The organism is Saccharopolyspora gloriosae (genome assembly GCF_022828475.1).
Taxonomy (GTDB): Bacteria; Actinomycetota; Actinomycetes; order Mycobacteriales; family Pseudonocardiaceae; genus Saccharopolyspora_C; species Saccharopolyspora_C gloriosae_A.
The window spans coordinates 385,196-411,447 of the sequence record NZ_CP059557.1; the positions used below are offsets into that span (position 1 = coordinate 385,196).

At 69.9% G+C, this 26,252-nt stretch carries 21 protein-coding genes and 1 tRNA gene; 8 read left to right on the top strand and 14 right to left on the bottom strand.

Annotated features, from left to right (window positions below; all coding sequences use genetic code 11):
* The first annotated feature begins 69 nt into the window (after nucleotides 1-69).
* From H2Q94_RS01690 to rlmB, 4 genes are all read left to right on the top strand, one after another.
* Complete coding sequence (locus tag H2Q94_RS01690) at nucleotides 70-270, top strand: hypothetical protein (protein WP_243791264.1); 201 nt, start codon at nucleotides 70-72, stop codon at nucleotides 268-270.
* A 108-nt stretch (nucleotides 271-378) separates the two neighbouring features.
* Complete coding sequence (locus tag H2Q94_RS01695; protein WP_243791266.1) at nucleotides 379-1,086, top strand: HAD family hydrolase; 708 nt, start codon at nucleotides 379-381, stop codon at nucleotides 1,084-1,086.
* 99 nt (nucleotides 1,087-1,185) lie between these two features.
* Nucleotides 1,186-2,580, top strand: coding sequence for a cysteine--tRNA ligase (cysS, locus tag H2Q94_RS01700; protein ID WP_243791269.1), 1,395 nt, complete (start codon nucleotides 1,186-1,188; stop codon nucleotides 2,578-2,580).
* A 7-nt stretch (nucleotides 2,581-2,587) separates the two neighbouring features.
* Nucleotides 2,588-3,559, top strand: coding sequence for a 23S rRNA (guanosine(2251)-2'-O)-methyltransferase RlmB (gene rlmB / locus H2Q94_RS01705; protein WP_243791271.1), 972 nt, complete (start codon nucleotides 2,588-2,590; stop codon nucleotides 3,557-3,559).
* 359 nt (nucleotides 3,560-3,918) lie between these two features.
* Here rlmB and H2Q94_RS01710 read toward each other — a convergent pair whose 3' ends face one another.
* The gene (locus tag H2Q94_RS01710; protein WP_243791274.1) at nucleotides 3,919-4,782 is read right to left on the bottom strand and encodes an LURP-one-related family protein; all 864 of its coding nucleotides are present in this window, start codon (nucleotides 4,780-4,782) and stop codon (nucleotides 3,919-3,921) included.
* A 146-nt stretch (nucleotides 4,783-4,928) separates the two neighbouring features.
* Between H2Q94_RS01710 and H2Q94_RS01715 the strand changes: the two genes are divergently transcribed.
* Complete coding sequence (locus H2Q94_RS01715; protein WP_243791276.1) at nucleotides 4,929-6,359, top strand: MBOAT family O-acyltransferase; 1,431 nt, start codon at nucleotides 4,929-4,931, stop codon at nucleotides 6,357-6,359.
* Between the two features lie 109 nt (nucleotides 6,360-6,468).
* The gene (locus tag H2Q94_RS01720) at nucleotides 6,469-7,752 is read left to right on the top strand and encodes an alginate O-acetyltransferase AlgX-related protein (protein ID WP_243791278.1); all 1,284 of its coding nucleotides are present in this window, start codon (nucleotides 6,469-6,471) and stop codon (nucleotides 7,750-7,752) included.
* A gap of 67 nt (nucleotides 7,753-7,819) precedes the next feature.
* Here H2Q94_RS01720 and H2Q94_RS01725 read toward each other — a convergent pair whose 3' ends face one another.
* The 5 genes from H2Q94_RS01725 to H2Q94_RS01745 all read right to left on the bottom strand — a co-directional run bounded on the left by H2Q94_RS01725 (nucleotide 7,820) and on the right by H2Q94_RS01745 (nucleotide 13,010).
* Nucleotides 7,820-8,311, bottom strand: coding sequence for an ion channel (locus tag H2Q94_RS01725; RefSeq protein ID WP_243791280.1), 492 nt, complete (start codon nucleotides 8,309-8,311; stop codon nucleotides 7,820-7,822).
* 61 nt (nucleotides 8,312-8,372) lie between these two features.
* On the bottom strand, nucleotides 8,373-9,257 hold the full coding sequence (locus H2Q94_RS01730) for a metal ABC transporter permease (RefSeq protein ID WP_243791282.1): 885 nt from the start codon (nucleotides 9,255-9,257) through the stop codon (nucleotides 8,373-8,375).
* Complete coding sequence (locus H2Q94_RS01735) at nucleotides 9,254-10,072, bottom strand: metal ABC transporter ATP-binding protein (RefSeq protein WP_243795474.1); 819 nt, start codon at nucleotides 10,070-10,072, stop codon at nucleotides 9,254-9,256. Before H2Q94_RS01735 ends, H2Q94_RS01730 begins: the two co-directional genes overlap by 4 nt.
* 111 nt (nucleotides 10,073-10,183) lie before the next feature.
* Nucleotides 10,184-11,251, bottom strand: coding sequence for a metal ABC transporter solute-binding protein, Zn/Mn family (locus H2Q94_RS01740; RefSeq protein ID WP_243791284.1), 1,068 nt, complete (start codon nucleotides 11,249-11,251; stop codon nucleotides 10,184-10,186).
* A gap of 661 nt (nucleotides 11,252-11,912) precedes the next feature.
* Nucleotides 11,913-13,010: an ABC transporter ATP-binding protein gene (locus H2Q94_RS01745; protein WP_243791286.1), complete on the bottom strand. Its 1,098-nt coding sequence runs from the start codon at nucleotides 13,008-13,010 to the stop codon at nucleotides 11,913-11,915.
* Between the two features lie 186 nt (nucleotides 13,011-13,196).
* Here H2Q94_RS01745 and H2Q94_RS01750 point away from each other — a divergent pair, with 186 nt between their 5' ends.
* On the top strand, nucleotides 13,197-14,297 hold the full coding sequence (locus H2Q94_RS01750) for a LacI family DNA-binding transcriptional regulator (protein WP_243791288.1): 1,101 nt from the start codon (nucleotides 13,197-13,199) through the stop codon (nucleotides 14,295-14,297).
* A 395-nt stretch (nucleotides 14,298-14,692) separates the two neighbouring features.
* Here the strand turns inward: H2Q94_RS01750 and H2Q94_RS01755 are convergent, their stop codons facing one another.
* From H2Q94_RS01755 to H2Q94_RS01785, 7 genes are all read right to left on the bottom strand, one after another.
* A complete protein-coding gene (locus H2Q94_RS01755) occupies nucleotides 14,693-16,291 on the bottom strand; it encodes a polyamine aminopropyltransferase (protein WP_243791290.1) in 1,599 nt (532 codons plus the stop codon).
* Between the two features lie 84 nt (nucleotides 16,292-16,375).
* Nucleotides 16,376-16,801: a DUF350 domain-containing protein gene (locus tag H2Q94_RS01760; RefSeq protein WP_243791293.1), complete on the bottom strand. Its 426-nt coding sequence runs from the start codon at nucleotides 16,799-16,801 to the stop codon at nucleotides 16,376-16,378.
* Between the two features lie 130 nt (nucleotides 16,802-16,931).
* Nucleotides 16,932-17,369 carry a DUF4247 domain-containing protein gene (locus H2Q94_RS01765; RefSeq protein ID WP_243791295.1) on the bottom strand — a complete coding sequence of 146 codons (438 nt, stop codon included), beginning with the start codon at nucleotides 17,367-17,369 and terminating at the stop codon, nucleotides 16,932-16,934.
* Between the two features lie 12 nt (nucleotides 17,370-17,381).
* Entirely contained in the window at nucleotides 17,382-17,984 is a 603-nt protein-coding gene (locus H2Q94_RS01770; protein WP_243791297.1) for a DUF4178 domain-containing protein, read from the bottom strand.
* A gap of 421 nt (nucleotides 17,985-18,405) precedes the next feature.
* Complete coding sequence (gene otsB / locus H2Q94_RS01775) at nucleotides 18,406-20,958, bottom strand: trehalose-phosphatase (protein ID WP_243791299.1); 2,553 nt, start codon at nucleotides 20,956-20,958, stop codon at nucleotides 18,406-18,408.
* A gap of 134 nt (nucleotides 20,959-21,092) precedes the next feature.
* The gene (locus H2Q94_RS01780; protein ID WP_243791302.1) at nucleotides 21,093-22,526 is read right to left on the bottom strand and encodes an alpha,alpha-trehalose-phosphate synthase (UDP-forming); all 1,434 of its coding nucleotides are present in this window, start codon (nucleotides 22,524-22,526) and stop codon (nucleotides 21,093-21,095) included.
* A 413-nt stretch (nucleotides 22,527-22,939) separates the two neighbouring features.
* Complete coding sequence (locus tag H2Q94_RS01785) at nucleotides 22,940-24,385, bottom strand: threonine/serine exporter family protein (RefSeq protein WP_243791304.1); 1,446 nt, start codon at nucleotides 24,383-24,385, stop codon at nucleotides 22,940-22,942.
* Nucleotides 24,386-24,607: 222 nt separating this feature from the next.
* Between H2Q94_RS01785 and H2Q94_RS01790 the strand changes: the two genes are divergently transcribed.
* Nucleotides 24,608-24,680 (top strand) — tRNA-Thr (locus H2Q94_RS01790).
* A 610-nt stretch (nucleotides 24,681-25,290) separates the two neighbouring features.
* Here H2Q94_RS01790 and H2Q94_RS01795 read toward each other — a convergent pair.
* The gene (locus H2Q94_RS01795) at nucleotides 25,291-26,064 is read right to left on the bottom strand and encodes a VOC family protein (RefSeq protein ID WP_243791307.1); all 774 of its coding nucleotides are present in this window, start codon (nucleotides 26,062-26,064) and stop codon (nucleotides 25,291-25,293) included.
* Nucleotides 26,065-26,252: the final 188 nt, after the last annotated feature.

The following is a 26,252-nucleotide window of genomic DNA, read 5'->3' on the forward strand; positions in this document are numbered from 1 at the left end:
GGGATAAGTCGGGGAAAGCTCGGGGTATGCACCCTGGCCGTGCCGCTCACCTGGGGTCATGCTCGACGCATGGTGATCGAACGTAACCGTTGGGCGAGAAGGGCCATCGTCGGCCAGCCCATGATCGCTTGGCCCTGTTCGCTGCTGTTGTGGGCGGGTGGCGGTCCCGCCGCGCTCAGCCTGGCCGCCGTCATCCTCTGGCTCAGCACCGCCTCGTGCGTGTTCGGAATCGTCGCCCCGATATACCGAGAAGACGCCCGCCACTGCTGACCGAACCGGCGAGCACGGAGGTGCTCGCCGGTTCGGTGCCGACGATCGCGGCGTGAGCTCGGCCGCGATCTGCGGACCGCGTCGGCCGTTGCCCGTACGGTGGGTTCCGTGAGCCTGCGCGCGGTGTTCTTCGATTACTCCGGCACGTTGTTCCGGTTGGAACAGGACGAGACCTGGCTGGCCGGGCTCACCGACGGCAGCGGAGACCCGCTGAACGTGGAGGCGCAGACCGAAATGCTGCGCAGGCTCACCGCGCCGACCGGCAACGTGGTGCGGATGGAGCCGGAGTTCCGGGACGCCTGGGACCAGCGCGACCTCGACCCCGCGATGCACCGCAAATCGAACCTCGAAGTGCTGCGCCTGTCCGGGGTCGGCACCGCCGAGCAGGCCGAGGTGCTCTACGGCCGGCTGATCGATCCGCTGTCCTGGACTCCCTACCCCGACACCGCTGAGGTGCTGCGCAAGTTGCGCGATGCGGGCGTGCTGATCGGCGTGATCAGCAACATCGCCTTCGACATCCGCCCGGCGTTCGCGAAGCTCGGCGTGCTGGACCTGGTCGACGAGTACCTCATGTCCTACGTCGAAGGCGTGATCAAGCCGGACCCGAAGCTGTTTCTGCGCGCCTGCGAGCGGATCGGGGTGGCGCCGGAGGAAGCGCTCATGATCGGCGACAGCGAGGAGGCCGACGGCGGTGCCGCCGCGGTCGGCTGCGCGGTGTCCATCGTGGAACCGCTGCCCACCGCGCAACGCCCGGATGCGCTGCTCGCGGCGGTCGCCGAGCACGGTGTGCTGCCCGCGGCCACGAGCGAATCGTGATCGACTAGTCGGTTCGGTCAGGGAGCGCCCGCCCGCGAAGCCTTGACGAGAAGCCCCCTGTCGTGGTTCACGATCGAGGTATCCCCGTACCATCGAGGCGTGAGCCTGCACCTACATGACACCGCGACCCGCACGACGCGCGAATTCCACCCGCGCTGCGACGGAGTGGCGTCGATCTATGTCTGTGGGGCCACCGTGCAGGGCGTGCCGCACATCGGGCACGTGCGCAGCGGGCTCAACTTCGACGTGCTGCGCCGCTGGCTGCGACACACCGGTTACGACGTGCGGCTGGTCCGCAACGTGACCGACATCGACGACAAGATCATCATGAAGGCCGATGAGGCGGGGCGCCCCTGGTGGGAGTGGGCCGCCACGCACGAACGCGCCTTCGAGAAGGCCTACGACCAGCTCGGATGCCTGCCGCCGTCGGCGCTGCCGCGCGCGACCGGGCACATCGGCCAGATGGTGGAGCTGATCCAGCGGCTCATCGACAAGGGCCACGCCTACTCCGCGGGCGGCGACGTGTACTTCTCCGTCGGCTCGTTCAGCGAGGAGTACGGACGCCTCTCCGGCCAGCGCCTCGACGAGGTGCAGCAGGGCGAGTCCGCCGCGGGCGGCAAGCGCGACCCGCGGGACTTCACGTTGTGGAAGGGCGCCAAGCCCGGTGAGCCGAGCTGGCCGACGCCGTGGGGCGACGGGCGCCCCGGCTGGCACCTCGAGTGCTCGGCGATGGCCACCTACTACCTGGGCGGCGAGTTCGACATCCACGGCGGCGGCCTGGACCTGGTGTTCCCGCACCACGAGAACGAACTCGCGCAGTCCAACGCCGCCGGCGACCCGTTCGCGCGGTACTGGTTGCACAACGCCTGGGTGACCATGAGCGGCGAGAAGATGTCGAAGTCGCTCGGCAACACGATGAGCATTCCCGCGGTGCTGCAGCGCGCCCGCGCCAGCGAACTGCGGTACTACCTGGTCGGCCCGCACTACCGCTCGACCTTGGAGTTCTCCGAGGAAGCGTTGCAGGAAGCGATCTCGACCTACCGGCGCATCGAATCCTTCGTGCGCCGCGTCGCCCAACGCACCGGCGGCGTGGAACACGGCGACGTGTGCCCCGAATTCGTGGCGGCCATGGACGACGACCTGTCCACGCCGCAGGCGGTCGCCGCCGTGCACAACACGATCCGCGAGGGCAACGCCGCGCTCGACAACGGTGACGATCAGACCGCGCGCACCGCGGCGGCCTCGGTGCGCACCATGACCGATGTGCTCGGCCTGGACCCCCTCGCCCCGCAGTGGGCCGAGGAATCAGGTGCCGACGACGGCGCGCGCCGGGCACTGACAGAGCTGGTGGACGGCCTGCTGGAGCAGCGGCAGAAGGCTCGGGCGGAGCGCGACTTCGCCACCGCCGACCTGCTGCGGGACCGGCTGCTGGCTTCCGGCGTCGCCGTCGAGGACACACCCGACGGTCCGCTGTGGACACTCAAGGACGGGTGAACGAACGTTGGCAGGCAACGACAAGCGCCGTGGGGCTACCCGCAAGCCGGGCACCAAGAAGGGCATGGTGAAGGGCTCCGGCGGCCAGCGTCGAAAAGGACTCGAAGGCAAGGGGCCGACGCCGAAGGCCAAGGACCGCGTCCCGCACCCCGCGAAGAAGCGGGCGGACGCCGCCAAGGCGAAAGCCGACCAGCAGAACCGCAGGCAGCGCGAGCAGCGTGAACTGCCGGAGCTCGTCGCCGGGCGCAACCCGGTCGCCGAATGCCTCCGCGCGGGCGTGCCCGCCACCGGGCTGTACGTGGCGCAGGGCATCGACACCGACGACCGCGTCAAGGACGCCGTGCGCAACGCGTCCGACAAGGGCATCTCGGTGGTCGACGTGCCGCGCACCGAGCTGGACCGGATCACCGGTGGCGCGCTGCACCAGGGCATCGCCCTGCAGGTGCCGCCGTACAAGTACACGCACCCGGAGGACGTGCTGACGCACGCCCGCGACTCCGGGATGCCGCCGCTGCTGGTGGCGCTGGACGGGGTGACCGACCCGCGCAACCTCGGTGCGGTGATCCGTTCGGCGGCCGCCTTCGGCGCGCACGGCGTGATCCTCCCGCAGCGGCGCAGCGCCGGAATCACGGCCGTGGCCTGGCGCACCAGCGCGGGCACGGCCGCGCAGCTGCCGGTGGCGATGGCGGTGAACCTGACGCGGACGCTCAAGGACCTCAAGTCGGAGGGGCTGATGGTGGTCGGGCTCGACGCCGACGCCGACGTCACCTCCGATGAGCTGGAGCTGGCGACCGGGCCGCTGGTCGTGGTCGTCGGGTCGGAAGGGCGTGGACTGTCCCGTCTGGTTCGGGACACCTGTGACCAGACGGTGTCGATCCCGATGGCGGGGCAGGTGGAGTCGTTGAACGCTTCGGTTGCGGCGGGGGTCGTCTTGTCCGAGGTAGCTCGCCGTCGGCGGGTGCGGACTTTTAGTCGCTGATTCCCGCCCGGTCGTTTGGCTTGGGGGTCGGGTGGCGGAACCTCAGTGAGCCTCTCGCTGCGGGATCTTTTTCCCTAGTGGCTCCGCCACGAGGGAAAAAGCTGTCCTCGCGAGAGGCTCACTGAGAACCCGCCGGTGGTCGTTTTCTTGACGTGGGCTATGTGCTTCGCACATACAGGCACGGCCTTCGGCCGCAAGGCAGGCGTGGCTTCGCCCGCCCTTCGCGGGCTTCGCCGCCGACTGCATGGCTTTGCTGCGAGGCGCGGCCTTTGGTCGTAAGGCAGGCTTTGCTTCGCTTGCCCTTGGCGGGCTTCGCCGCCGATTGCATGGCTTTGCTGTTGCCACGGCCGGTTTGCAGATCACTTCTGGGCTTGGCCCAATGTCGTGTCGATTGTGAGTGCTGCTGCTACGACGAGGCTGAGCAGTGGGTCCGGTAGTGGGCGGTGCAGCTGCAGGACGTAGTTGTCGGCCGTGGTGAACATGGCTTTGCCCAGGCCCTGCCAGGTTTTGCTGATCTGGCCGATGTGCTCGTCCTGCGCGTCGATCACCTTGAAGTCCCAGGCCCGCAGGTTCTGGGCGGCGATGCCGCCGAGGCGCTGCCCACCTGCCTCGAAGACGAACCGCGGCTTCCCGAAGACGTTCTCCATCCGGATGTCGCCGACCGGGTTCCCGTCGGGGCGCTGGACGTGGACGGTCGACTTCCACAGCGTCGCCGGGCGGTTCATCGTGAGCACCGGTGCGCCGTGAGCGTCCCTGATCTCCAGCCGCACCGTCATCAGCGCGTCGAGCTTCGTGAACAGCCGCAGCGCCTTCTGCGCGCCGCTCTGCCCCGTCTGCACCACCGAGCCGAGCTGTCCGCCGTGCTGGTCGTAGACGGCGTACTCGTTGGCCATCTCGATCAGCTTCGCCTTCTGGTTGATCACCAGGACGGGCTCGCTGAACAAGGTGCCGCCGCCACCGGCGACGGTGCCGCCGACCCCGGCCTGCTGTTGTGCCTGGTGGCGCACGGAATCGGAGTCCCCGGTCCCACCGAGGGCGAGTTCGATGGGGGAGGCGTCACCCTGGCCCGGCCGTCCGGGCTGCGGGCCGCCCGGCGCCGGTCGAGGTGGCTGCGGTGGTCGTGCGGGCTGGACGTGCGGGGTCCACTGCCTGCCGTCCCACCAGCGCACGTAGCGCGGGTCGGCTTGATCCGGGTACCAGCCCGGCGGGGGCGGAGCGGTCATGAACCCCAGAGTAGGAAACGGGACCGGTGCCTGTACGCGGTTCGAGCTGAACCATTCGAGGCAAGCGCGGCGCACCGCTCGGCTAGGCTCCGAACTCGACACGATCGGGAGGCCGGGGCCTCCCAGCACCGCGAGGCCCATCACCGATGTACTTTTCGACTCCGCTGTTCCTCTGGTACTTCCTGCCGGTAGTGCTGGTGGCGGTGCTCATCGCACCCAGGTCCGCGCGCAACAGCATCGTCGCCGTCGCCAGCCTGGTGTTCTACGCCAGCGGAGCGGGCGGCACGACCTTGCTGCTGCTGGCGTGCATCGTGGTGAACTTCTTCGCCGGACGCGCCCTGGAACCCGGCGAGTGGGAGCCGCGGCCGCATCGCAGGACCGTCCTGATCGGCGCCATCTCGTTCAACCTGCTGATCCTGGTGATGTGGAAGTACGCGGGTTTCGCCACCGAACAGCTCGCGACGCTGGGGCGGTGGTTCGGCGGCGACTTCCCGGTGCTGCAACTGGCGCTGCCGATCGGGATCTCCTTCTACACGTTCCACCACATCTCCTACGTGGTCGACGTGTACCGCGGCGAGCGTCCCGCGCTGCGCAACCCCGTCGCCTTCGTCACCTACATCGCGATGTTCCCGCAGCTGGTGGCCGGCCCGATCGTGCGCTACCGGGAGATCGCCGACCAGCTGCCGCAACCCCGCACGCACCGGCTCGACGACATCGCCGCCGGATTTCCCCGGTTCGCGTGGGGGCTGACGAAGAAGGTCGTCGTCGCCGACACGCTCGCCCCCATGGTCGACGCCTGCTTCGCGACCCCGGCGAGTGACATGAGCTTCGCCGTGGCCTGGCTCGGCGCCATCGGCTACACGGTGCAGCTGTACTTCGACTTCTCCGGCTACTCCGACATGGCGATCGGGTTAGGTCGGATGCTCGGGTTCCGGTTGCCGGAGAACTTCGCCCGCCCGTACTCCTCGGTGACGGTCACCGAGTTCTGGCGGCGCTGGCACATGTCGCTGTCGCGCTGGTTCCGCGACTACGTCTACATCCCGCTCGGCGGCAACCGTCGTGGTGTGGGCCGGACCTATCTGAACCTGACGATCATCTTCGTGCTCACCGGGTTCTGGCACGGCGCGGCGTGGACGTACCTGGTGTGGGGGTTGTTCCACGGCGCGATGCTGGTGATCGAGCGCGCGACCGGACAGGATTCCGCTCCGGCGGGCCGCTGGGCGGTGCTCGGCAGGCGGGCGGTGACGCTGCTGCTGGTCGTCGTGGGCTGGGTGTTCTTCCGCGCGCCGGACGTGGGCACGGCGTTCACGATGATCGGCCACATGGTGCTGCCGGACCTGTCCGGGCTCACCGACATCGTCGCGGCCTCCGTGACGCACCAGCGGGTGTTCTTCCTGCTGGTGGCGCTCGTCGTGGTGGCCCTGCCCGCGTCGACCGGCACCGGCCCGTTCCTGGAGTCCGTGCGTTCCCGCTCCGCCAACGCGCTGCGCATCGGAGTCATGACCGCCGGCCTCGCCTACTCGGGCCTGCTGGTCGCGACGGGGTCCTTCAGCCCGTTCCTGTACTACCAATTCTGAGGTGGCGTTTTCGGGTGAGCGTTGATCGCTGGACGAGGTGCGGGTGCTGGTCGCCGCCTCCTCGTGGAATCGGGTACGGGCGGATGCGGGGTTGGCTAACGTGAGCGGCGTGTCCCGGACGGAACCCACGGAGTTACCTGCGGTCCACGAGTCGTGGCTGCCGCGCGAACACCCGATGCACCGGCCACGGCACGGCAGACGGCAGCTCACCGCGCTGGTGTGCGCGCTGCTGTTCCTCACCGCGCCCGCCACCACCTGGCTGTTCGGGGCGCGGGCCGAACAGCTGGACAACCGGCCGCTCGCGGAATTCCCCGGCATCACCGAGGGCTGGGGATTCCTGACCGGGCTGAGTCCGTGGGCCGCCGAGAACCTGCCGTTCCGCGGGGCCGCCGTCCGGTCGGTGCACGGCATCAGCCAGGGCGTGTTCGGGGAGCAGGCTCGGCTGGAATCCGGCGCCCACAGCTCGCCGGTCGGCACCGGCAGCGACCAGCAGCAACCGCGCCCGCCGCTGAACGAGAACGTGTTCCCGAAGGTCATCGAGGGCAAGGCGGGTTGGCTGTACCTCGGGCACGACGTGGCGTACCCGTGCACGCCGAAGCGGAGCCTGGACGACGTGATCTCGGGGCTGCGGCGGTGGCGCAGCGTCGTCGAGGCGTCCGGGCGGCGGTTCCAGCTGGTCATCGCGCCGGACAAGTCGACGATGTACCCGGCGAACCTGCCGGAGAACTACGCGGGCCAGGCATGCTCGTCGCAGGCCCGGCAGGAGTTCTGGCGGCGGCTGCCGAACGCCACCGGCGCGGTGGACATGCGGGAACCGCTGCAGGAGGCCGCCGACCGCAACGGGCGGGCCATCTACCACGACATCGACACGCACTGGACCCACGAAGGCGGCATCACGATGGTCTACCAGCTCGCCGAACAGCTGCGACCGGGCAGCACGGCGGGCTGGAAACTGCTGCCCAGCAGGGAATATCCGCACTCCGCCGACATTCCGGACCAGCTCGGGCAGGACCGCACCGTGCCGATCCGGGCGTACTCGCTGGCACCCGACGGCGGCGCGGACAACACCAGCTTCCGGCCGAGCGACTTCCACGAGCCGCTGCGGCTGGAATCGGAGCCGAAACCTGGCATGGTCGACGTGCCGACCCGGATGGTGGGCGACTCGTTCAGCCAGTTCGCCAGCCCGTACCTCGCGGCGACGTTCAGCGACATCTCCATCGTGCACCCGGAGGAGATCGCGAAGCAGCCGCAGGAGGCGGGGGCGCTGCTCGCGGAGGGCGACGTGGTGACCTTCGAGCTCTCCGAGCGGTTCGTCTCCGGCGGGCGCTACGACCTGCTCGACCCGGTCGTGGCCGACCAGGTCGGCGCGATCCTCGCCGCCGACCCCCGCTGAGCGGTACCGACCGGACGGCGTGGCTGCGGCGATCGCACGTCACGACGGCCACCCGGGCGCGTGGTGTTCAGCGCGAGGCAGCGGTGCGGACCGCCGCGATCGCGACGCCGAGGAAACCCAAGTTGAAGATCAGGTGGATGCCCACGGCCAGCCGAGCGGACTGGGAAACGGCGTGCACATCGCCGAAACCGACGGTGCTGGTGATCGACAATGCGAAGTACAGCGCATCGACCTTGGTGCTCAGCGACGCGATCGACCCCGGCCAATGCGCGCTGATCCCGGTGTAGACCGCCGCGAAGAACAACACCGCCAGGTACAGCGACGTGAGCACCCCGGTCAGCGCCACGCCGCCGGAGCGGAACCGCCGCACCTGCCGCACGATCACCGTCGCCACGACGGCGATGCCGAGCGCGAACGCGGAAACGAAGGCCCACGTGCTCACCACGTCGAACACGCCAAGCGGCAGCACGAAGTACACCGCGGTGCTCAACGCGACGGCCAGCACGTTCGTCGCCGCACTGCGCAGCAGGCCCCGGCGCGATGCCTCGGACGAGAACATCTGCTCAGCCTGCGGGCGGCGGACTCGTCGCGCCCGTGCCGTTGGACTCGGATGGAACCGCTCAGGCCGCGGCGGGCGTCGGGGTGCGGGCGGCTCGGCGGAGGCGGACGTTGCCGACGGCGCGGCACACCAGGTAGATCACGAACGACAGGATCGTCACGAACGCGCTCACCGGGGCGCCGGGCGCCAGCGACAGCACGATGCCGCCCAGCACCGCGACCTCGGCGAACACCACCGCCAGCACCGTGGACAGCAGCGGGCTCGCCGTGACCCGCGCGGCCGCCGCTCCTGGCGTGACCATCAGCGCGAGCACCAGCAGCGCCCCCACCGTGTACACGCCGAGCGCGGTCGCCACGCCGACCAGCACCGCGAACAGCGGCGTGAGCAGCCGAGCGGGCACCCCGCGAGCGGCCGCGACATCGGGATCGACGCTGGCGAACAGCAGCGGCCGGTACACCACGGCCAGCACCAGCAGCACCGCCGCCGCGCTCCCCGTCAGCAGCGCCACGTCAGCCGAATCGACACCGACGATCTGACCGATGAGCAGGCTGAACTTGTTCGCGGTGCGCTCCGGGTTCATCCACAGCAGCAGCACGCCCAGCCCCAGGCCGAACGAGAGGATCGCGCCGATCACCGAGTCCCGCTCACCGCCGCGCTGCCCCAGGAAACCGAGCAGCAGCGCGGCGACCACCGCGCCACCGAGCGCGCCCACGCCGACGCTCGCGCCGAACAGCAGCGCCGCCGCCGCGCCGGTGAACGCGAGCTCCGCGGTGCCGTGCACGGCGAACGACATCTTCCGCGCCACCACCAGCGGAGCCAGCGCGCCCGACACCAGGCCCAGCGCGGCCGCCGCCAGCAGCGCCTGCTGCACGAACGGATAACCGAGCAGATCGGCCGTCAGCTCGAAGTCGAAGAACCGGCCGAGGGCCTCGGTCAGGGTGTTCATGAGGTCTCCGCGGCGCAGTGGTGGTGATCGACTTCGTCGGTGCCGGTGACGACGAGCCTGCCGCCGACGCGCGCCACCTCGACATCGGAGCGGTACAGCTCCGAGAGCGTCGCCGAGGTCATCACCTCGTCCGGGGTGCCGATCCGGAACCGGCCGTCGACCAGGTACAGGATCCGGTCGACCAGCGGCAGCACCGGGTTGATCTCGTGCGTCACGAACAGCACCGCGGCCTCGGTCTCCTTGGCCTGCCGGGCGATCAGCCTGCTCACGTTGCGCTGGTGCGCGAGGTCCAAGGACAGCAGCGGCTCGTCGCACAGCAGCACGTCCGGCTCACCCACCAGCGCCTGCGCAACCCGGAGCCGCTGCTGCTCACCGCCGGAGAGCAGACCCAGCGGCATCCGCGCGTACTCGGCGGCCTCCACCGAGTGCAACGCTCGCTCGACGCGCTGCTTGCGGTCCTTGCGCCGCCGGAAACCCACGCCCCAGTGGTGCCCGTCCAAGCCGAGCCCCACCAGGTCGCTGCCGCGGACGGTGAGCGTCGGGTCCACCGAACGTTGCTGCGGGATGTAGCCGATGCGGGAACTGCCGCGCCGCACCGGTTCGCCCGCGACGCGCACCTCGCCGCCGCTGAGCGGCTGCAACCCGAGCAGCACGCGCAGCAGGCTCGTCTTGCCGGAGCCGTTCGGACCCAGCACGGCCAGGAACTCGCCGGGATGCACGTCCAGGTCGAGCCGGTCCCACAGGACGCGGGGTCCGTAGGCGAGGCTGGCTTCACGCAGCCGGACCGCCGGATCCCGGCCGGAGGCGGTCGGAATGGCGACGTCCGATGCTGCGGTGTCGGTGCTGGGTTCCACGGTGGCTCTCGGATCAGTGGTGGGGCGTTCGGGATTCGACCCCGGTGAGCCGCTGACTCACCGGGAGCCGGTTCAGGGACGGCCGGACAGCGCCGCCTGCAGCGCCGAGATCTGGCCGTCCATCCACTGCACGTAGTCCTGATCCTGCGGCAGGGTCTCGGTCATCTCGACGACCGGGGTCTGATTCTGCTCCGCGGTCTTGCGGACCGATTCGGTGACCGGGGACTCGGTCTGCGGGTTGTAGATCACCGCGGCGGCCTGCCGGGAGTTCACCGCGTTCTGGATCTCCGCGACGGCGGCGGCGGACGGGTCGTTGCCCGCTTCGACGGAGTTCACGAACGACGGCGGGGTGATGTCGGTGAGCCCGGCGGCTTCCACGAGGTAGTGCGCCACGGGTTCGGTGACGATGACCTTCTTGCCTCGCTCGGCGGCCGCGATCTGCTCGACGCGGCCTTCCAGGCCGCCGATCTGCTCGCCGAAGCGGGCGGCGTTGTCGCGGAACACCTGCGCCTGGTCGGGCTGGATCTTGCCGAGCTCCTCGGCGACGCGGTCGGCGGTCTCGCGGACCACGTGCAGGTCGTACCAGACGTGCTCGTTCGTCGAGTGGTCGTGCCCGGCGTGCTCGTCGGAGTGCCCGGCGGGGGTCTCGGCGTGGTCGTCGGAGTGTCCGGCCGGGGTCTCGGCGTGGTCGCCTTCGTGCTCGTGCTCGTGCTCGTGGCCGTGGTCGTGGTCGTGCCCCGGGGCCTGCTCCTCCGCGTGCTCGTGGCCACCTTCGACGGCCTGCACGGTCGGCTTGTCCGCGCCGGTGCCGGTGAGGATCTGCTCGGCGAACTCGTCGTAGCCGCCGCCGTTGAGCAGCACCAGGTCGGCTTCGCCGACCTTCGCCGCGTCCTGCGGGCTGCTCTCGTAGGAGTGCGGGTCCGCCGCGGGGTCGTCGATGATCGACTCGACGCTGACGTTCGGGCCGCCGACGGCCTGTGCGACGCCCGCCCAGACGTTCGTGGTGGCCACGACCGTGAGCTTGCCGTCGGTCGCGGCCTCGTCGGCGCCCGTGCCGCAGGCGCCGGCGGTCAACGCGACGACCGCGAGGCCGGCGAGCGCCGTGCCGCCGCGGCGGGCACGTCGGGTGAAGACGGTCATGAACGCACTCCTCGGGGACGCACCGTGTGGTGGGGACGTCGGGGGCCGGGGCCGGCGACGACAGCAAACGGAAACCGTTGTCATGTGCAGCGTACGCCGCGCCATCCGGCCTGAACCACCGAACGGGTGAGCTGGCCGGTGTGAACATGACAACGCTTCGCATTATCGTCCGCGGCTCCTCGCCGCAGCCGCCCGCCCGAGCGAACGCTCGCCGCTTCGGAGAGAAGTGAACGGACCGTTCGTCCAACGAGATCGGACGAACGGTCCGTTCACTTCGAGGGGCTGGGGTTGATCGGCGGCTGCGCGGGGTGCGGCGGCGTGCTTGCGGGGTGAGTGAACGGACCGTTTGCCCAGTGGGATCGGACGAACGGTCCGTTCACTTCGAGGGGCTGGGGTTGATCGGCGGCTGCGCGGGGTGCGGCGGCGTGCTTGCGGGGTGAGTGAACGGACCGTTTGCCCAGTGGGATCGGGCCAACGGTCCGTTCACTTCATTCCGGGGACGGCGCGGCGTGGCGGTGATCGCGTGTGGTGGGAGTGAACGGACCGTTTGCCTCATCTAGTTGGACGGACGGTCCGTTGACTCGGCCCGCGAGGCGTCGCCCGGTGCCGGGCGGCACGATGCCCCCGCCGGGAGCGGGGGCATCGGTGTGCGGAGGTGGACTCAGGCGGTGAGGCGGGTGCCGTCGTCGGGGCGGAACAGGTGCACTTCGCCCGCATCGCGCAGCGCGACCTTCACCTGCTGGCCCAGCGCGGGGGGCGTGCGGCCGTCGGTGCGCACCACGAACCGCTCCGGCGAGCCGTTGATCTGGATGCTGCCGTGCACCAGGGCGTCCGCGCCGAGCTCCTCGACGAGCTCGACGACCATGTCCAGGGCCTTCTCGTCCTCGCCGGAGACCAGGCTCAACGACTCCGGGCGCACCCCGAAGGTCACTTCCTTGAGCCCGTCCGCGGCGGACAGCGCGGCGCGGGGCAGCGGGATCGTCTGCCCGTCGAGCTCGGCGCCGCCTGCCGACAGCGGAACCGTCTTCAGGTTCATGGCGGGCGAGCCGATGAATCCGGCCACGAACGCGTTGCGCGGGTTCTCGTACAGCTCGCGCGGGCTGGCGACCTGCTGCAGCAGTCCGTCCTTGAGAACCGCGACCCGGTGGCCCATCGTCATGGCCTCCACCTGGTCGTGGGTGACGTAGATCGTGGTGGTGGCCAGGCGCTTCTGCAGTGCCGCGATGTTCGCGCGCGTCTCCACGCGCAGCTTCGCGTCCAGGTTCGACAGCGGCTCGTCCATCAGGAACACGCTGGGCTCCCGCACGATGGCGCGGCCCATGGCGACGCGCTGGCGCTGGCCGCCGGAGAGCGCCTTGGGCTTGCGGTCCAGGTACTTCTCCAGGTCGAGCATCTTGGCGGCCTCGGTGACCTTGGCCCGGATCTCGTCCTTCGGGGTTTTGCGCAGCTTCAGGGCGAAGCCCATGTTGTCGGCGACCGTCATGTGCGGGTACAGCGCGTAGGACTGGAAGACCATCGCGATGTCGCGGGACTTCGGCGGAGTGTTGGTGACGTCTTGGCCGCCGATGGTGATGGAGCCTTCGTCGACGTCCTCCAGGCCCGCGAGCATGCGCAGCGCGGTGGACTTGCCGGAGCCGGACGGCCCGACGAGCACCAGGAACTCACCGTCGTCGACTTGGAGATCCAGTGCGTCCACCGCTCGCACCGGCGGGTTACCGGGGTAGAGACGGGATGCCTGTACGTAAGCGACCTCAGACATATGCGACGCACCTTTCACTGACTCGGGTTAAGCACAACGTAGCGCTTAACCTTGTTCAGGTCACTGCTTTCCGAAAACCGTTCGGTGCGTGATCATGCGGGCGCGGAGGGTGACCGTTGCCGATCGGCAATGGGATCTGCATCTCGGCGGCTTCACCCCTGCGTACTGAACCGTTACGGTTCCTCCATGGCTCGGTCAACGAATGCCCGACGGCCTGCGACGCTGGCTTCGCTCGCGGCGGAGCTCGGGGTCTCCAGGACCACGGTGTCGAACGCGTACAACCGCCCTGATCAGCTCTCGCCGGAGCTGCGCAAGCGGGTGCTCGACACCGCACGCAGGCTCGGATATCCGGGTCCCGATCCGGTGGCGCGCTCACTGCGCACCCGGAAGGCAGGGGCGGTCGGATTGCTGCTCACCGAGAACCTCTCCTACGCCTTCCGCGACCCCGGCGCCATAGGCTTCCTTGAAGGACTAGCGCTGGCCTGCGAAGACGCCGGGCACGGACTGCTGCTCATCCCGGCGAGTCCCGAACGCGAGGACGTCGCCTCGGTGCACCGCGCCGGTGTCGACGGGTTCGTCGTGTACTCGGTGCCCGACGACGATCCGCACCTGGCCGCGGTGCTGGAGCGCCCGGTGCCGGTCGTGATCTGCGACCAGCCGCGCATCGACCAGCTCGACTGGGTCGGCCCGGACGACGAGGGCGCGGTGAAGGTGCTCGCCGATCATCTGATCGGGCTCGGGCATCGCCGCATCGGGGTGTCCTGCATGCGCCTGGCGCGCGGCCGCAACGACGGCATCGCCTCCGTGCACCGGCAGGCGAACGCGAGCTTCCACGTGCAGCGGTCCCGGCTGACCGCGCTCGCGGCGGCGTTCAGCGAAGCCGGAGTCGACTGGTCGCAGGTGCCGGTGGTGGAGCGGTTCGACCACACCACGGAATCCGGCGCGTCCGCGGCGGCCCAGCTGCTGGAGATCGACCCGGAGATCACCGCGGTCGTGTGCACCTCCGACATCCTGGCGCTGGGCGCGCTCGACGAGGCTCGCCGCCGTGGACTGCGGGTGCCGGAAGACCTCACGGTCACCGGTTTCGACGGCATCGAGGACGCCGGCCGGGTGAGCCTGACGACCGTGCGGCAGCCGGTGTTGGAGAAGGGCCGCGCCGCCGGTCGCCTGCTGCTGGACACCAGCGAACCGGGCAGGCCGCGCGACGTGGTGCTGGAAACTCAGCTGATCACCGGCAGCACCGCGGCTCCACCTCGCTCCGCCGAGGAACGCTGGTTCGGCCCGTAAACGTCAGCGGCTTCCCGCCACGTAGGCCTCCGTACGAGAAGTCCACCGCCCCGCCAGCCCCGAGGCGGCAAAGCAAGCCCGCCTCGCGGCGAACCCGCACCTTGCGGCGATAGCCGTTGCCTCGCGGCGAAGCCGTGCTCTGCGGCGATAGCCGTTGCCTCGCGGCGAAGCCGTGCTCTGCGGCGAAGCCGTGCTTTGCGGCGAAGCCGTGCCTGGATGCGCGAAGCGCATAGCCCACGTCAAAAGGCCGACCACCGGCGGGTTCTCAGGTGTCTTCTCGCGAGGACAGCTTTTTCCCTCGTGGCGGAGCCACTCGGGAAAAAGATCCCGCAGCGAGAAGACACCTGAGGTTCCGCCACCCGGCCACCAAAGCAGAACGAGCCCCCACAGCCAGGTCAGTAATTGCGCCATTCGCCCTGGGCGTGCTGCAAGATCGTCGGGTGCATCAACGTGGACGGTTCCAGGCCGGGAACTCGGGCTCGGTCCGGCGGGAAGGCGGTCGCGGCCTCCAAGGTGCGGTCGTCCAGCGAGCGCAGCGGCGGCACGTCGGCCGGTAGCCGCAGCGGCGGCGGAGGACCGGCGGTGGCCAGGTGGAAGCCCCATTCGCCGAAGCTGGGCACCGACACTTCGTACGGCACGGTGCCCAGCCCGGCCGTGCGCATGGTCGCCTCGATGGCCCAGAACGCTTTCGGTGCGAAATACGGAGATCCGGCCTGCACGTTGACCCGCGCGTGCTCGGCCATCGCGTGGCGCACCAGGCCGTAGAACTCCGAGGAGTACAGCTTCGCCGTCGCCGTCGAATCCGGGTCCGGCATGTCCACGACGACCGCGTCGTAGCGGGTTCGGTTGTCCCGCAACCAGCTGAACGCGTCCGCCGAGACCAAGTGCACCCGCGGATCTTCGAAGGCTTGCTCGTTCAGCGCCGACACCCGCGGATCCGTGCGGGACAGCTGCGGCACCGCCGGATCCATCTCGACCAGCGTCACGTCCTGAACGTCCGGGTAGCGCAGCACTTCCCGCAGCGCCAGACCGTCACCGCCGCCGAGGATCAGCACGTGCGACCGCGGCCCGTCGAGCACCGGATGCACCAGGGCTTCGTGGTACCGGTACTCGTCCACGGAGCTGAACTGCAGATCCCCGTTGAGGTAGAGCCGGGTGTCCGGGTCGCCTTCCAGCGGGAACGACTCGGTCAGCACGATCTCCTGGTACGGCGTGCGCAGCGACTGCACGACCGGGTCCTTGTACAGGGCCTGCCGTGCGGTGACCTCAAAGTCGTCCGCGAGCACGTAAGCGCCGCCCAGCACGCCGCCGACCAGGACCGATCCCGAGATCAGCAGCAGTGTCGCGCGCTTCGACAACTCGCGGCGGAACACCGTGAGCACCAGGCCCAGCCCCGCCGCGGCGTTCAGCAGCCCGACCAGCAGTGCGCCCTGCAGCTGCCCGAAGATCGGCAGCAGCACGAACGGGAACGCCAAGCCGCCGAGCAGGCCGCCCACGTAGTCCGCCGCGAACAGGTCGGCCACCGCCGAACCCGCGTCCTGCTTGCGGATGCGTTGCAGCAGCACCATCAGCAGCGGGATCTCCGCGCCGATCAGCGCGCCCAGCGCCAGGGCGGTGACGATCAGCGCCGGCGTGTACAGGCTCAGCCACGCGAAGGCGGCGTAGAGCATCAGCACGCTGAGCCCGCCGAGCAGCGCGAGCAGCACTTCCACCGCGGCGAACGCGGCCGCCGCCCAGCGCTGCAACGGTTTCGCGGCGAGGGCTCCCACGCCCATCGCGAACACCATCAGCGACAGCACGATCGAGGCCTGCCCGACGGTGTCCCCGATGAGGTAGCTGCCGAGCGCGACCAGTGCCAGCTCGTACACCAAGCCGCAGGCGGCGCACAGGAAAACGGCCACCAGCACCGCGGTCCGGGCCGCTCGCCCGCGGGGTCGTGCGGCGGGGGTGTCGTCCTGCTCGGCGCGGGGAGGGGTTTCAGCGCTGGTGGTCATGGCGACCAGCTTTCTCGCCGGAGTCGGGGGTAGGGCGGGCAGGGCCGGGTGCGAACCGCTCGCACCCGGCCGCACCGGGCGGGATCACCAGATCGCGGCGGCCATGATCATCGCGATGACGACGTGCGCGGCGGCCGAGACCCAGGTGCCGGGGTGCAAGGTCTCCGAGGACAGCTCGTCACCCAGCTTGCCGGGCGTGAGGGCATCGATGAGCAGGAACGACAGGCTCATCAGCACCAGCCCGAGCAGGCCGTAGACGACGGTGCCGACGAGGCCCGCGACGAGGTCGTCGGCGCTGGCGGCGATGGCCGTGGTGAGGATGATCCCCACGCCGATCAGCCCGGACACCAGCAACAACGCGGCGTTCGGGTTCCGCCGGACCCAGATCAGGTCGCGCAACCGGCCGGGCGTGGCGAGATCCACCAGCAGGTAGCCGAGCGCCATCATCAGCGTGCCGATGACGCCGTAGGCGACGGCCGCGAGCAGTCCGGAGAGCAGTTCCTGGAGCAAGGTCGTTTCGCCCTTCTCGTTGGGTGGGTCAGGCGACCCGGTTCGAAGTGGGAAGCCGCCGTCGGCCCGGTTCGGGATCCGCCCCCGGCGAACCGCCGGGCCGCGGCAGGTGATCAGTCGGGTGCGGCGGTCATTTCCCGGTCCCGGGGCCGCCGCCGCGGAAGGTGTCGCCGCGAGTGCCGATCCAGCCCCAAGCACCACCGACGTGCGAGTGGTAGTGCCGGTAGGCGCGGTCGACGTCCATCACGTGGATCACCGACCCGGTTCCGCGCGGCTGGATGATCACCGCGTCGTCCGAGTAGCGCAGGTAGACGCCGCTGGCGTCGGTCTGCTGCGCCTGCGGGCGCCACCGGGAGGTGATGTCCCGCGCCACCACGGGCACCGGTTTCGGGCTGGTGTACGCCTTGTTGTCGCTGTCGCCGCGGATGTCCAGCGACGAGGCGCGCTGGTAGTGGCCGGAGGCGTATCCGCGCGGGCCGGAGCCGCCGCTGAAGATCGCGACCAGCGCGATGATCAAGGCGAGGACGACGACGATGCCGGCCAGGATGAACCAGAAGCTGCGTTTCATGACTTGGCGCCGTCAGATCGCTGCGGGGTAAATGCGCACGTCGTACCGGCTGAGCTCTTCGCCGGTGGCGGCCTCCCAGCCGGATTCGCCGTAGGACTCGAAGCCCAGCAGCGCGCCGTCTTCGGCCTCGTAGTCCTGGTAGCGGACGGTGCCTTGCTCGGAGAGGCCGGTCGTGGCCTCGCTGCGGAACGTCGCCGAGCCGGACTCCTCCAGCTCGTAGCTGCGGCCGCCGAACTCGATCCGCTTCGCACCCGGCTCACCGGCGTCCTCGACCGGGGTCCACGCCGTCAGCTCCAGGTCGGGGTCCTCCTCGACCGCCAGCCACAGCTGGGCGCCCTTGGCGTCGTCGAGCAGGTGCTCCGCCCAGCCCCAGCCGCCTTCGGAGAGCCGGAGGGTTCCGCGCACCGTGTAGCTCAGACCGCGGATCTCGACGATGTCGCCCGCTTTGAGCGCGCGCGGATCACCGCGCAGCGAGTCCTCATCGCCGGTGTGGAACGGGTCGGTCGGACGTGCGGTGCCTTGCTGCGCGGCGCGAGTGCGCTGGTACAGCCACACGCAGCTCCCCGCTGCGACGACGATGCCGACGAGCACGATCGCGATCGTCAGTCCGGTCACGTGATTCCCCCAGATGTCCGTGCGGCTATCCGCACAGGTGCCTTGACTTGCGCCGGAGCGTAATGCTCACACTGCTCCGGGATGGGCGTTTCGTGGGAAATCGTGATCGGAAATCCGCATGCCGTTCGCGCACCGTCACGATATGTGATCACTCAAGACCCGCGAGTGTGAATCGGACACGGGAGCTCGCTGCGGGCAAATTCGCCACATGTGCACAACTCTCGCAATTTCGCGAAGAATCGGGGTGGGCTCGAACGGCGAAATAAGACCAACATTGGCGCTGAGCTGCGGATATGTCACCGCTCATGAAAGTGGCGGTGTTCGAATTCTCGCGAAATAGCGCGGGTGCGGAGCGAAACGGGCCGTTCACCTGGGAGTGGTGAACGGCCCGTTCCGGGGGTGTTGGTTCAGTTCGGTGGCGTCACTGGGAGAGCAGCTGAGCGCAGCGGATCAGGCCCAGGTGCGAGTACGCCTGCGGGTGGTTGCCCAGCGAGCGCTCCGCGATCGGGTCGTACTCCTCGGCGAGCAGGCCGGTCGGCCCGGTCGTGTCGACGATCTGCTGGAACAGCTCCTCGGCCTCCGTGCGGCGGCCGATCAGCAGGTACGCCTCGATCAGCCACGCCGCGCACAGGTGGAAGCCGCCCTCATCGCCCGGCAACCCGTCGTCCCGGCGGTACCGGTAGACGGTGGAGCCGCTGCGCAGCTCCGACTCGATCGCGGTCACCGTGGCGCGGAACCGGTCGTCCGACGGTTCGATCAACCCGGACAGCCCCACGTGCAGCGAGGCCGCGTCCAAGTCCGAACCCTCGTAGGCGGTGGTGAACGCCTGCACGTCCGGCTGCCAGCCGTTCTTGAGGACGTCCTGCGAGATCTGGTCCCGCAACGAGCTCCACGAGCTCTCCGGCTGCCGGCCGTACTTCTCCGCGAGCTTGACCGCGCGGTCCAGCGTCACCCAGCACATCACCTTCGAGTACACGTGGTGGCGCGGCTGATCGCGCTCCTCCCAGATGCCGTGGTCCGGCTCGAACCAGCGGTGCGACACGGCCTCGGCCATCGCCTTGACCAGCTCCCAATCGCGATCCCGCAACGAGCCGCTGGCCGCCGCCAGGTGCCAGACGAGCTCCACGACCGGGCCGAACACGTCGAGCTGAACCTGCTGGTCGGCGAGGTTGCCGACGCGCACCGGACGCGAGCCTGCGTACCCGGGCAGGCTGTCGATCACGGCCTCCGGCCCGAGGCTGGCGCCCTGCAAGGAATAGAGCGGGTGCAGCCGTTCCGGCCCCGGCAGCGTCTCCAGCACGCCGTGCAGCCAGTTCAGGAAGCCCTCCGCCTCGTCGGTGGAGCCGAGCGTGACCAGGGCCTGCGCGGTCATCGAACCGTCCCGCAGCCAGCAGTAGCGGTAGTCCCAGTTGCGGACACCGCCGATCTCCTCCGGCAGCGAAGTCGTCGCGGCGGCCATGATGCCGCCGGTGTCGGTGTTGCACAGCCCGCGCAGCGTCAGCGCCGAACGCCCCACCAGGTCGCGCTCCAGCGCGGGCAGCGTCAGCGTCTCCAGCCAGTCCGACCAGTACACGTCGGCGGCGCGGCGGCGCTCCGACTCGGTCTGCTCGGACGGCTCCAGGTCCTCCGTGCCGCAGCGCAGCTCCAGCACGACGGGGGCCTCGTCGGAGGCCTCGACCACGGTCCGCGCGGACTCGTGCATGCCGTCGGAGGTGATCTCCCACTGGATCGCGGGGGAGCGCAGCACCATCGGCTCCGAGGTGCCCATCACCCGCAGGCCACCGGCCTCCGGCACGAGCCGCACCGGCACCTGGCCGAACTCGGGGCGCGGGGCGAACTCGATGCTCGCCGTGGTGCCGCCGGTGATCACCCGGATGAGGTCGGTGCGGTGCCCGTCCACCCCGTGCTCCAGGTAGTCGGTGACCAGCAGCCGCGACCAGCGGGTCTCGACGATCATGGTGCCCGGCACGTAGCGCTGGCCCAGCGGCAGCGGGCTGCGCGGAGCGCCGCTCCCGCCGTGCGGGCGGATCGAGAAGTGCCCGGCGCCGGGACCGCCGAGCAGGTCGGCGAACACGGCCGCCGAGTCCGGCCCCGGATGGCACATCCAGGTCAGCCGCGCGTCGGGAGTGAGCAGGGCGACGGTGCGCTCGTTGGACAGCATCGTCAGCCGCTCGATCGGCGGTGCCTGCTCGCCGTAGAGCCAGGTGCGGCGCTCCTCCATGAGGAACGCCAGCGCGGTCGCGACCTGAGTGGTGTCGACGACGCGGAACTGGGCCAGCGTGTCACCCTCACCGACCTTGACGCCGAGGTCCGGGCCGTGCAGCCGGGCGAAGGCCTTCTCGTCGGTGACGTCGTCACCGAGGAAGATCGCGGCGGTGGCGCCGACCTGGTGGCGCAGCGCGTCGAGGGCGTTGCCCTTGTCGGTCTGCACCACAGCCAGCTCGATCACCGCTTTGCCCTCGGTGACCTCCACGCCGTCCCAGGTGGCGGGTCCGGAGCGGACCTGGTCCAGCACTCGTTCGGCGACGGCGGAGTCGGCGCGGCGCACGTGCACCGCGACGCTGGCCGGCTTGGCCTCCAGCGATACCCCGTCGTTGCCGGTGACGATGTCCTGCAGGCCGCGCTGCAACGCGGTCCGCAGCTCGGTGGCCTGCGGTTCGAGTTCGTGCACGAAGCCCACGTCGAACTCGGATCCGTGGCTGCCGACGAGGTGGACCTCGGACGGCAGCCGGGACAGCGTGGCGAGGTCACGCAGCGCCCGGCCCGAGATCACCGCGGTGGTCGTGGCGGGCAGGGACGCGAGCGAACGCAAGGCGTGCACCGATTCGGGGAGCGGCTTCGCAGCGTTCGGGTCGGCCACGATCGGGGCGAGAGTGCCGTCGTAGTCGCAGGCGACCAGCAGTCGAGGGGTGCGCGCGAGCTGGACGATGGTGCGGCGCAGCTCGGCGGGGAGAGCTTCGGCGGTCAACGCCATACTCCTCTGGGGCGGTCGGATGGGTCTACATGACCGATTCGGCGGACGAGCGTGCGAGTCGGGTTCGCTGCTCGCCGCCGGTGATCGATCAAGCGTGCGGTTCCCGGAAATTCGGGAATCACGCGATGTTCGCGTTAGTCGGTGGGGGGTGTCCCCAGTGCATCGAGGAACGATCGCGCCCAGCGATCGACGTCGTGCGTGAGCACCTGCCTACGCAATGCTCGCATCCTACGGCGGCCCTCTGCCTGGTCGATGTCGAGGGCGGAGAGCAGAGCGTCCTTTACCCCGTCCAGGTTGTGGGGGTTGACGAGGAAAGCACTGGTGAGTTCGGCGGCGGCCCCGGCGAACTCACTGAGCACGAGAGTGCCGCCCAGATCGTGCCGACACGCCACGTATTCCTTGCACACCAGGTTCATGCCGTCGCGCACCGGCGTCACGACCATGACGTCGGCCGCGCAGTAGAACGCCACCAGGTCCTTCTTGTCCACCGACGTGTGCAGGTAGTGCACCGCGGGGTGGCCGACGCGGCCGAATTCCCCGTTGATCCGGCCGACTTCGCGTTCGATGCCTTCGCGCATCTGCTTGTAGTGCTCGACGCGTTCCCGGCTGGGCGTCGCGATCTGGATCATCGCCACGTCCTCGGCCCGGATCTGCCCGTCGGTCAGCAGCTCGTGCATCGCGTGCAGCCGCACGTCGATGCCCTTGGTGTAGTCGAGGCGGTCCACGCCGAGCATGATGCGGCGTGGATTTCCCAGTTCGGCCCGGATTTCCTTCGCGCGCTGCTGGATCTCCTTGCTGCGCGCCATCTGGTCCAGCTCCGAGGACGCGATGGAGATGGGGAACGCCCCGACCCGCACCGCGCGGTCGCCGACCTGGACCACGCCGGGGCGAGATCGCACCCCGACCTGACCGCGGCTCGGCTCGAACCCGGCGAGGCGCCGCGCCAGCCACAGGAAGTTCTGCGCGCCACCGGGCCGGTGGAACCCGACGAGGTCCGCGCCGAGCAGTCCGCGCACGATCTCGGTGCGCCACGGCAGCTGCATGAACAGCTCCACCGGCGGGAACGGGATGTGCAGGAAGAAGCCGATGCGCAGGTCGGGGCGCAGTTCGCGCAGCATCGCGGGTACCAGCTGCAACTGGTAGTCCTGCACCCACACCGTCGCGCCCTCGGCGCTGACCTCGGCGGCGGCCTCCGCGAATCGCCGGTTCACCCGGCGGAACGCCTCCCACCACGACCGGTCGAACACCGGCGGAACCACCACATCGTGGTACAGCGGCCAGAGCGTCGCGTTCGAGAATCCCTCGTAGTAGTCCCGGAATTCGTCGGCCGACAACCGCACCGGATGCAGGTGCAGATCCTCGTCGGTGAACGGTTCCACGTCGACGTCGGCCACTCCGGGCCAGCCGACCCAGGCGCCGTGCCGGGCGCGCAGGAACGGCTCCAACGCCGTCACCAGGCCGCCGGGACTGTGCTTCCAGCGTTCGGTGCCGTCCGGCAGCTTCTCCAGATCGACCGGGAGCCGATTGGCCACGACGACGAAATTCGCACGGGTGCTGCCGCTGGTCACCGGTATTGCCTCCTCGGGAGACTGCTGTCTCTGGCGGGATGGGCTCGCCGACGGCTTCGTGCTCTCCAGCGGCTGGACCCCACGTCGCGGGTCCGTCCCGGATCACTCACTACCCGCAGGCGAGGCTAGTCAATCTATCTATCGGCCGCGTCGTTCGTGTGGGCCAACGCCACCCGAGTCCTTGCTCACTTCTTGCTGGTGTCACGGCTCGTTCCGCTCGGCGCGTTCGGCCGTCGCCGCGCAGGCCGGCCCGAGGGGCCGACCGGGCAAGCTCGAACAGGTGCAGGTCGACCAGGCGGTGGCGTGGGTGGCCGAGCAGGATCGCGCATGGTCGCTCCCGTGGTGAAACGCGCGAGGAAGGCTCATGAATGGGCGAGCCCGTTCACCTGGGGCGGTGAACGGGCTCGCAGGGCTCATTCGAGACGGCGGCGGGTGGGGCGCAGCGGACCGGAGAGGCGAGGTCCCGACAGACGCCGTTCGAGCCGTCCCAGCCGAGTCCGGACCGGTTGGGCGAGGTATTCGCCCAGCACCACGCCCGCACCCAGCGCGAGGCCGGTCGCCGCGGCGATCATCAGGGTGGACATTCCGGCGGGGTCGCCCGCCACCGCGATCTGGTACAGGCCGCGGTAGGTGGCCAGACCGGGCAGCAGCGGGGCCACGCCGGACACCGCGATCACCAGCGTCGGGATCCCGAGATGCCGGGTCACGATGCCGCCCGCGAAGCCGACGACGGTCGTGGCGATCGCCCCCGCCAGCACCGGATTCACCCCCGCCAGCTGATCGCTGGTGAGGACTCCCGCCACACCGGCCGCGACCGCGCCGCCGAGCCCGGCGATGATCAGCGGGCGCGGCGGGGCGTAGCTGGCCAGCGCGAAGCACGCCGAGGTCGACGCGCCCGCCAGCATCTGGATCGGAATCCACAGGTCGGTGTTCGACCCGATCTGCGCGGCGCCCACGTCCCGCAGGTCGGCGCCGCCGTCGAGCCCGCCGAACAGCTCCACGCCGGTGTAGAGCGCAAGCACCACACCGGCGATCAGTCCGGCCGACATCAGCGCGAGTTCCGCGATGCGGCCCGCCGCGGTCACGTTGTACCCCGTGATCGCGTCCTGCATCGAACCGACGACGGTCATCCCGGACAGCAGCACGATGATGCTCGCCGCCACCGCCAGTGTCGGCGTGCTCAGCAACCTGAGTTCGGAACAGGCCAGCGCGATGCTCGTGGCGATCACGCCGCCCACCGCCTGTTGGAAGAAGAACGGCAGCGCCCGTTTGTTCAGCATCCGGCCGATCCGGTCGACCAGTGCCGTCGCCACCGCGGCCACCAGCGCCAGCCACGGGTGGTCGTTGCCACCGAGCAGCACCGACAGCGAGGCCGCCATGCCCGCCCACGACAGGGTCGCGACCCAGCGCGGGAACGGGTGCGGTGCGGAGGTGATCCGGTCCAGTTCGGCGTAGGCGTCGGAGGCGGAGATCCCGCCTGCGGTGATCTTGCGGACCAGGTCTTCCACGTCGGACAGCCGCGTGTAGTCGATGGACCGGTTGCGCACCACGCGCAGCGAGGTGATCGGCACCTCTTCGGTGCCTCGATAGCAGGAGACCGTGATCGACGTGTAGATCACGTCGACCTCGCAGTGGGGCAGACCGTACGCGCTGACCACACCGATGATCGTCGCGGTCACGTCGGACGCGCCCGCGCCGCTGGCCATTTGGACTTCGCCGATTCGCAGCCCCAGGTCCATCACCAGATGGACTGTTGATTCCTCGGGCAGTGCCGGCCCGTAAACGGCGTTGCGGGTCCCGACCGTCTCGGCCGGGTCGCGCCGCCGCAGCACACCTCGGGCGCGCTGCGTGATTCCCACCGCAGACCTACCTTCCTGCTCGCCACCTCGCGGCGATCGTGTTGCTCGTCCCCTCGGCCATCGGCCTGCGTGCCTCAGCCGTTGCACGTCCTGTTCGTGTCCTCTGTCACGAGCCTGACACCTCGTTCGCGCGCCCGCGGGCGAGGGGCCGCACCGGGACGGCCCCTCGTCCGCCACGGCCCGGCGCCGACTACGATGTGCGCGCACGGCGTGGCCGTGTGCGCCGCTGTAGCTCAGTTGGTAGAGCACCCGCCTTGTAAGCGGACGGTCAGGGGTTCGAGTCCCCTCAGCGGCTCAATTCCGGCGTGTCGAGTTCGGCTGGTGCGGGACTCCGCCGCATCGGCGGCCGGGCGGGATCGGAGATCCGGAGGCAGGTGTCGGTGGGTTCTCCCGGCGTCGGCGTCCATGACGAACGCACCTGCGGTGCGAACACCGGGTTCTGCGGATCGGCCGGTGCGGCCGAGGTGAAATCTGCTCGTTTCGCCTACTGATGATCGGTGATCGAGTGTCGATTCTGTACTACCCGACCGGGCGACGGCCGGTGAACGCGTCTTGTGACGAGGCCCGCTGGATCGCGGCTCGCGAAGTCAGGGGAGCGGGACGGCGAGCCGCCGGTCCGGGTCGGTCCACGCCGCGCGGACGTCGTGGTTGAGCCGGCCTGCGTCCGCGAGTGGTCGCATCCGTGACGACGCCCTGGGCGTTGCCGGGCCGCGGCGGCTCATCGACGGGTGACTGGATCATCCGCGTTTCCTCCGGCGCTGACCGGCCACGGTGATCAGCGGCCGTTCAGCTGGCGTGGGCGATCGCGAGGTGGGAGTGCCGCGTGGCTGCGCGCCGTCACGCTGTCGGCGCCACTTCCCGGGCGTGGTCGACGGTCCGGGACCGCGGCGCGAGCGGGCGGGCGGTCACCCGGCGGGATTGAGGTGGATGACGCCGAAGGCGGCGCCCGACGGGTCCTGCACCACGGCGAAGCGGCCGGGCTCGATGTCGACCGGGCCGACCAGGACGGTGCCACCGAGCCGGGTGGCGTCGCCGATGGCGCGATCGGTGTCCGGGACCGCGAAGTACACCAGCCAGTGCGCCGGGACCTCGGCGGGCCAGTTCTCGTCGATCCCGATCATCCCGCCGATCTCGTGGCCGCCCAGTCGCAGCAGCCGGTACTCGGTGCCGTCGACGGCCTGCGGAGCCACCTCCCAGCCGAACACCGCGCGGTAGAACTCGGTGGCGCGATCGGGTTCGCGGGTGGCGAGTTCGTGCCAGCACGGCGTGCCGGGTTCGTTGACGACGGTCGAACCGGGGTGCTGGTTCGGCTGCCACACCGCGACCACGGCGCCGGTGGGGTCGGAGCAGACGGCCATCCGGCCCGCGTCGAACACGTCCATCGGGTTCAGGTGCACTCGGCCGCCGTTGCGCTGGATCGCGTCCGCGGCGGCGTCCGCGTCGACCGTGGACACGTAGGTGGTCCAGGACGTCGGGCCGTGCCCGGGTTCGTCTTGGGGGCCGATGCCCGCGATCGGCTTGCCGTTGCGCTGGCAGATCCGGTAGTTGCCTGCGTCCGGGCCGGAGTCGTGCACGGTCCAGCCGAACAGCTCGGCGTAGAACTCCGAGGCGGAGCCGGGGTCGGCGGTGGTGAGGTCGACCCAACAGGGCGTGCCGGGCGGGTACGACGTGATCTCCATGAGAGTCCCCGAGTTCGTGGAGTGGGCCGCACGACCCTTGACGACGAGGTGCGGCGGCGGCCCATAGTGGGCATTCGAATGTTGGGCTGGTCAATCGAACGGCGCATCTCGATCAGGTCTAAATCCCGGGATGTGGTGGCGAATAGTGACCAATTGGTTGACCCATTACCCGTTCGGGTGAGGTCATG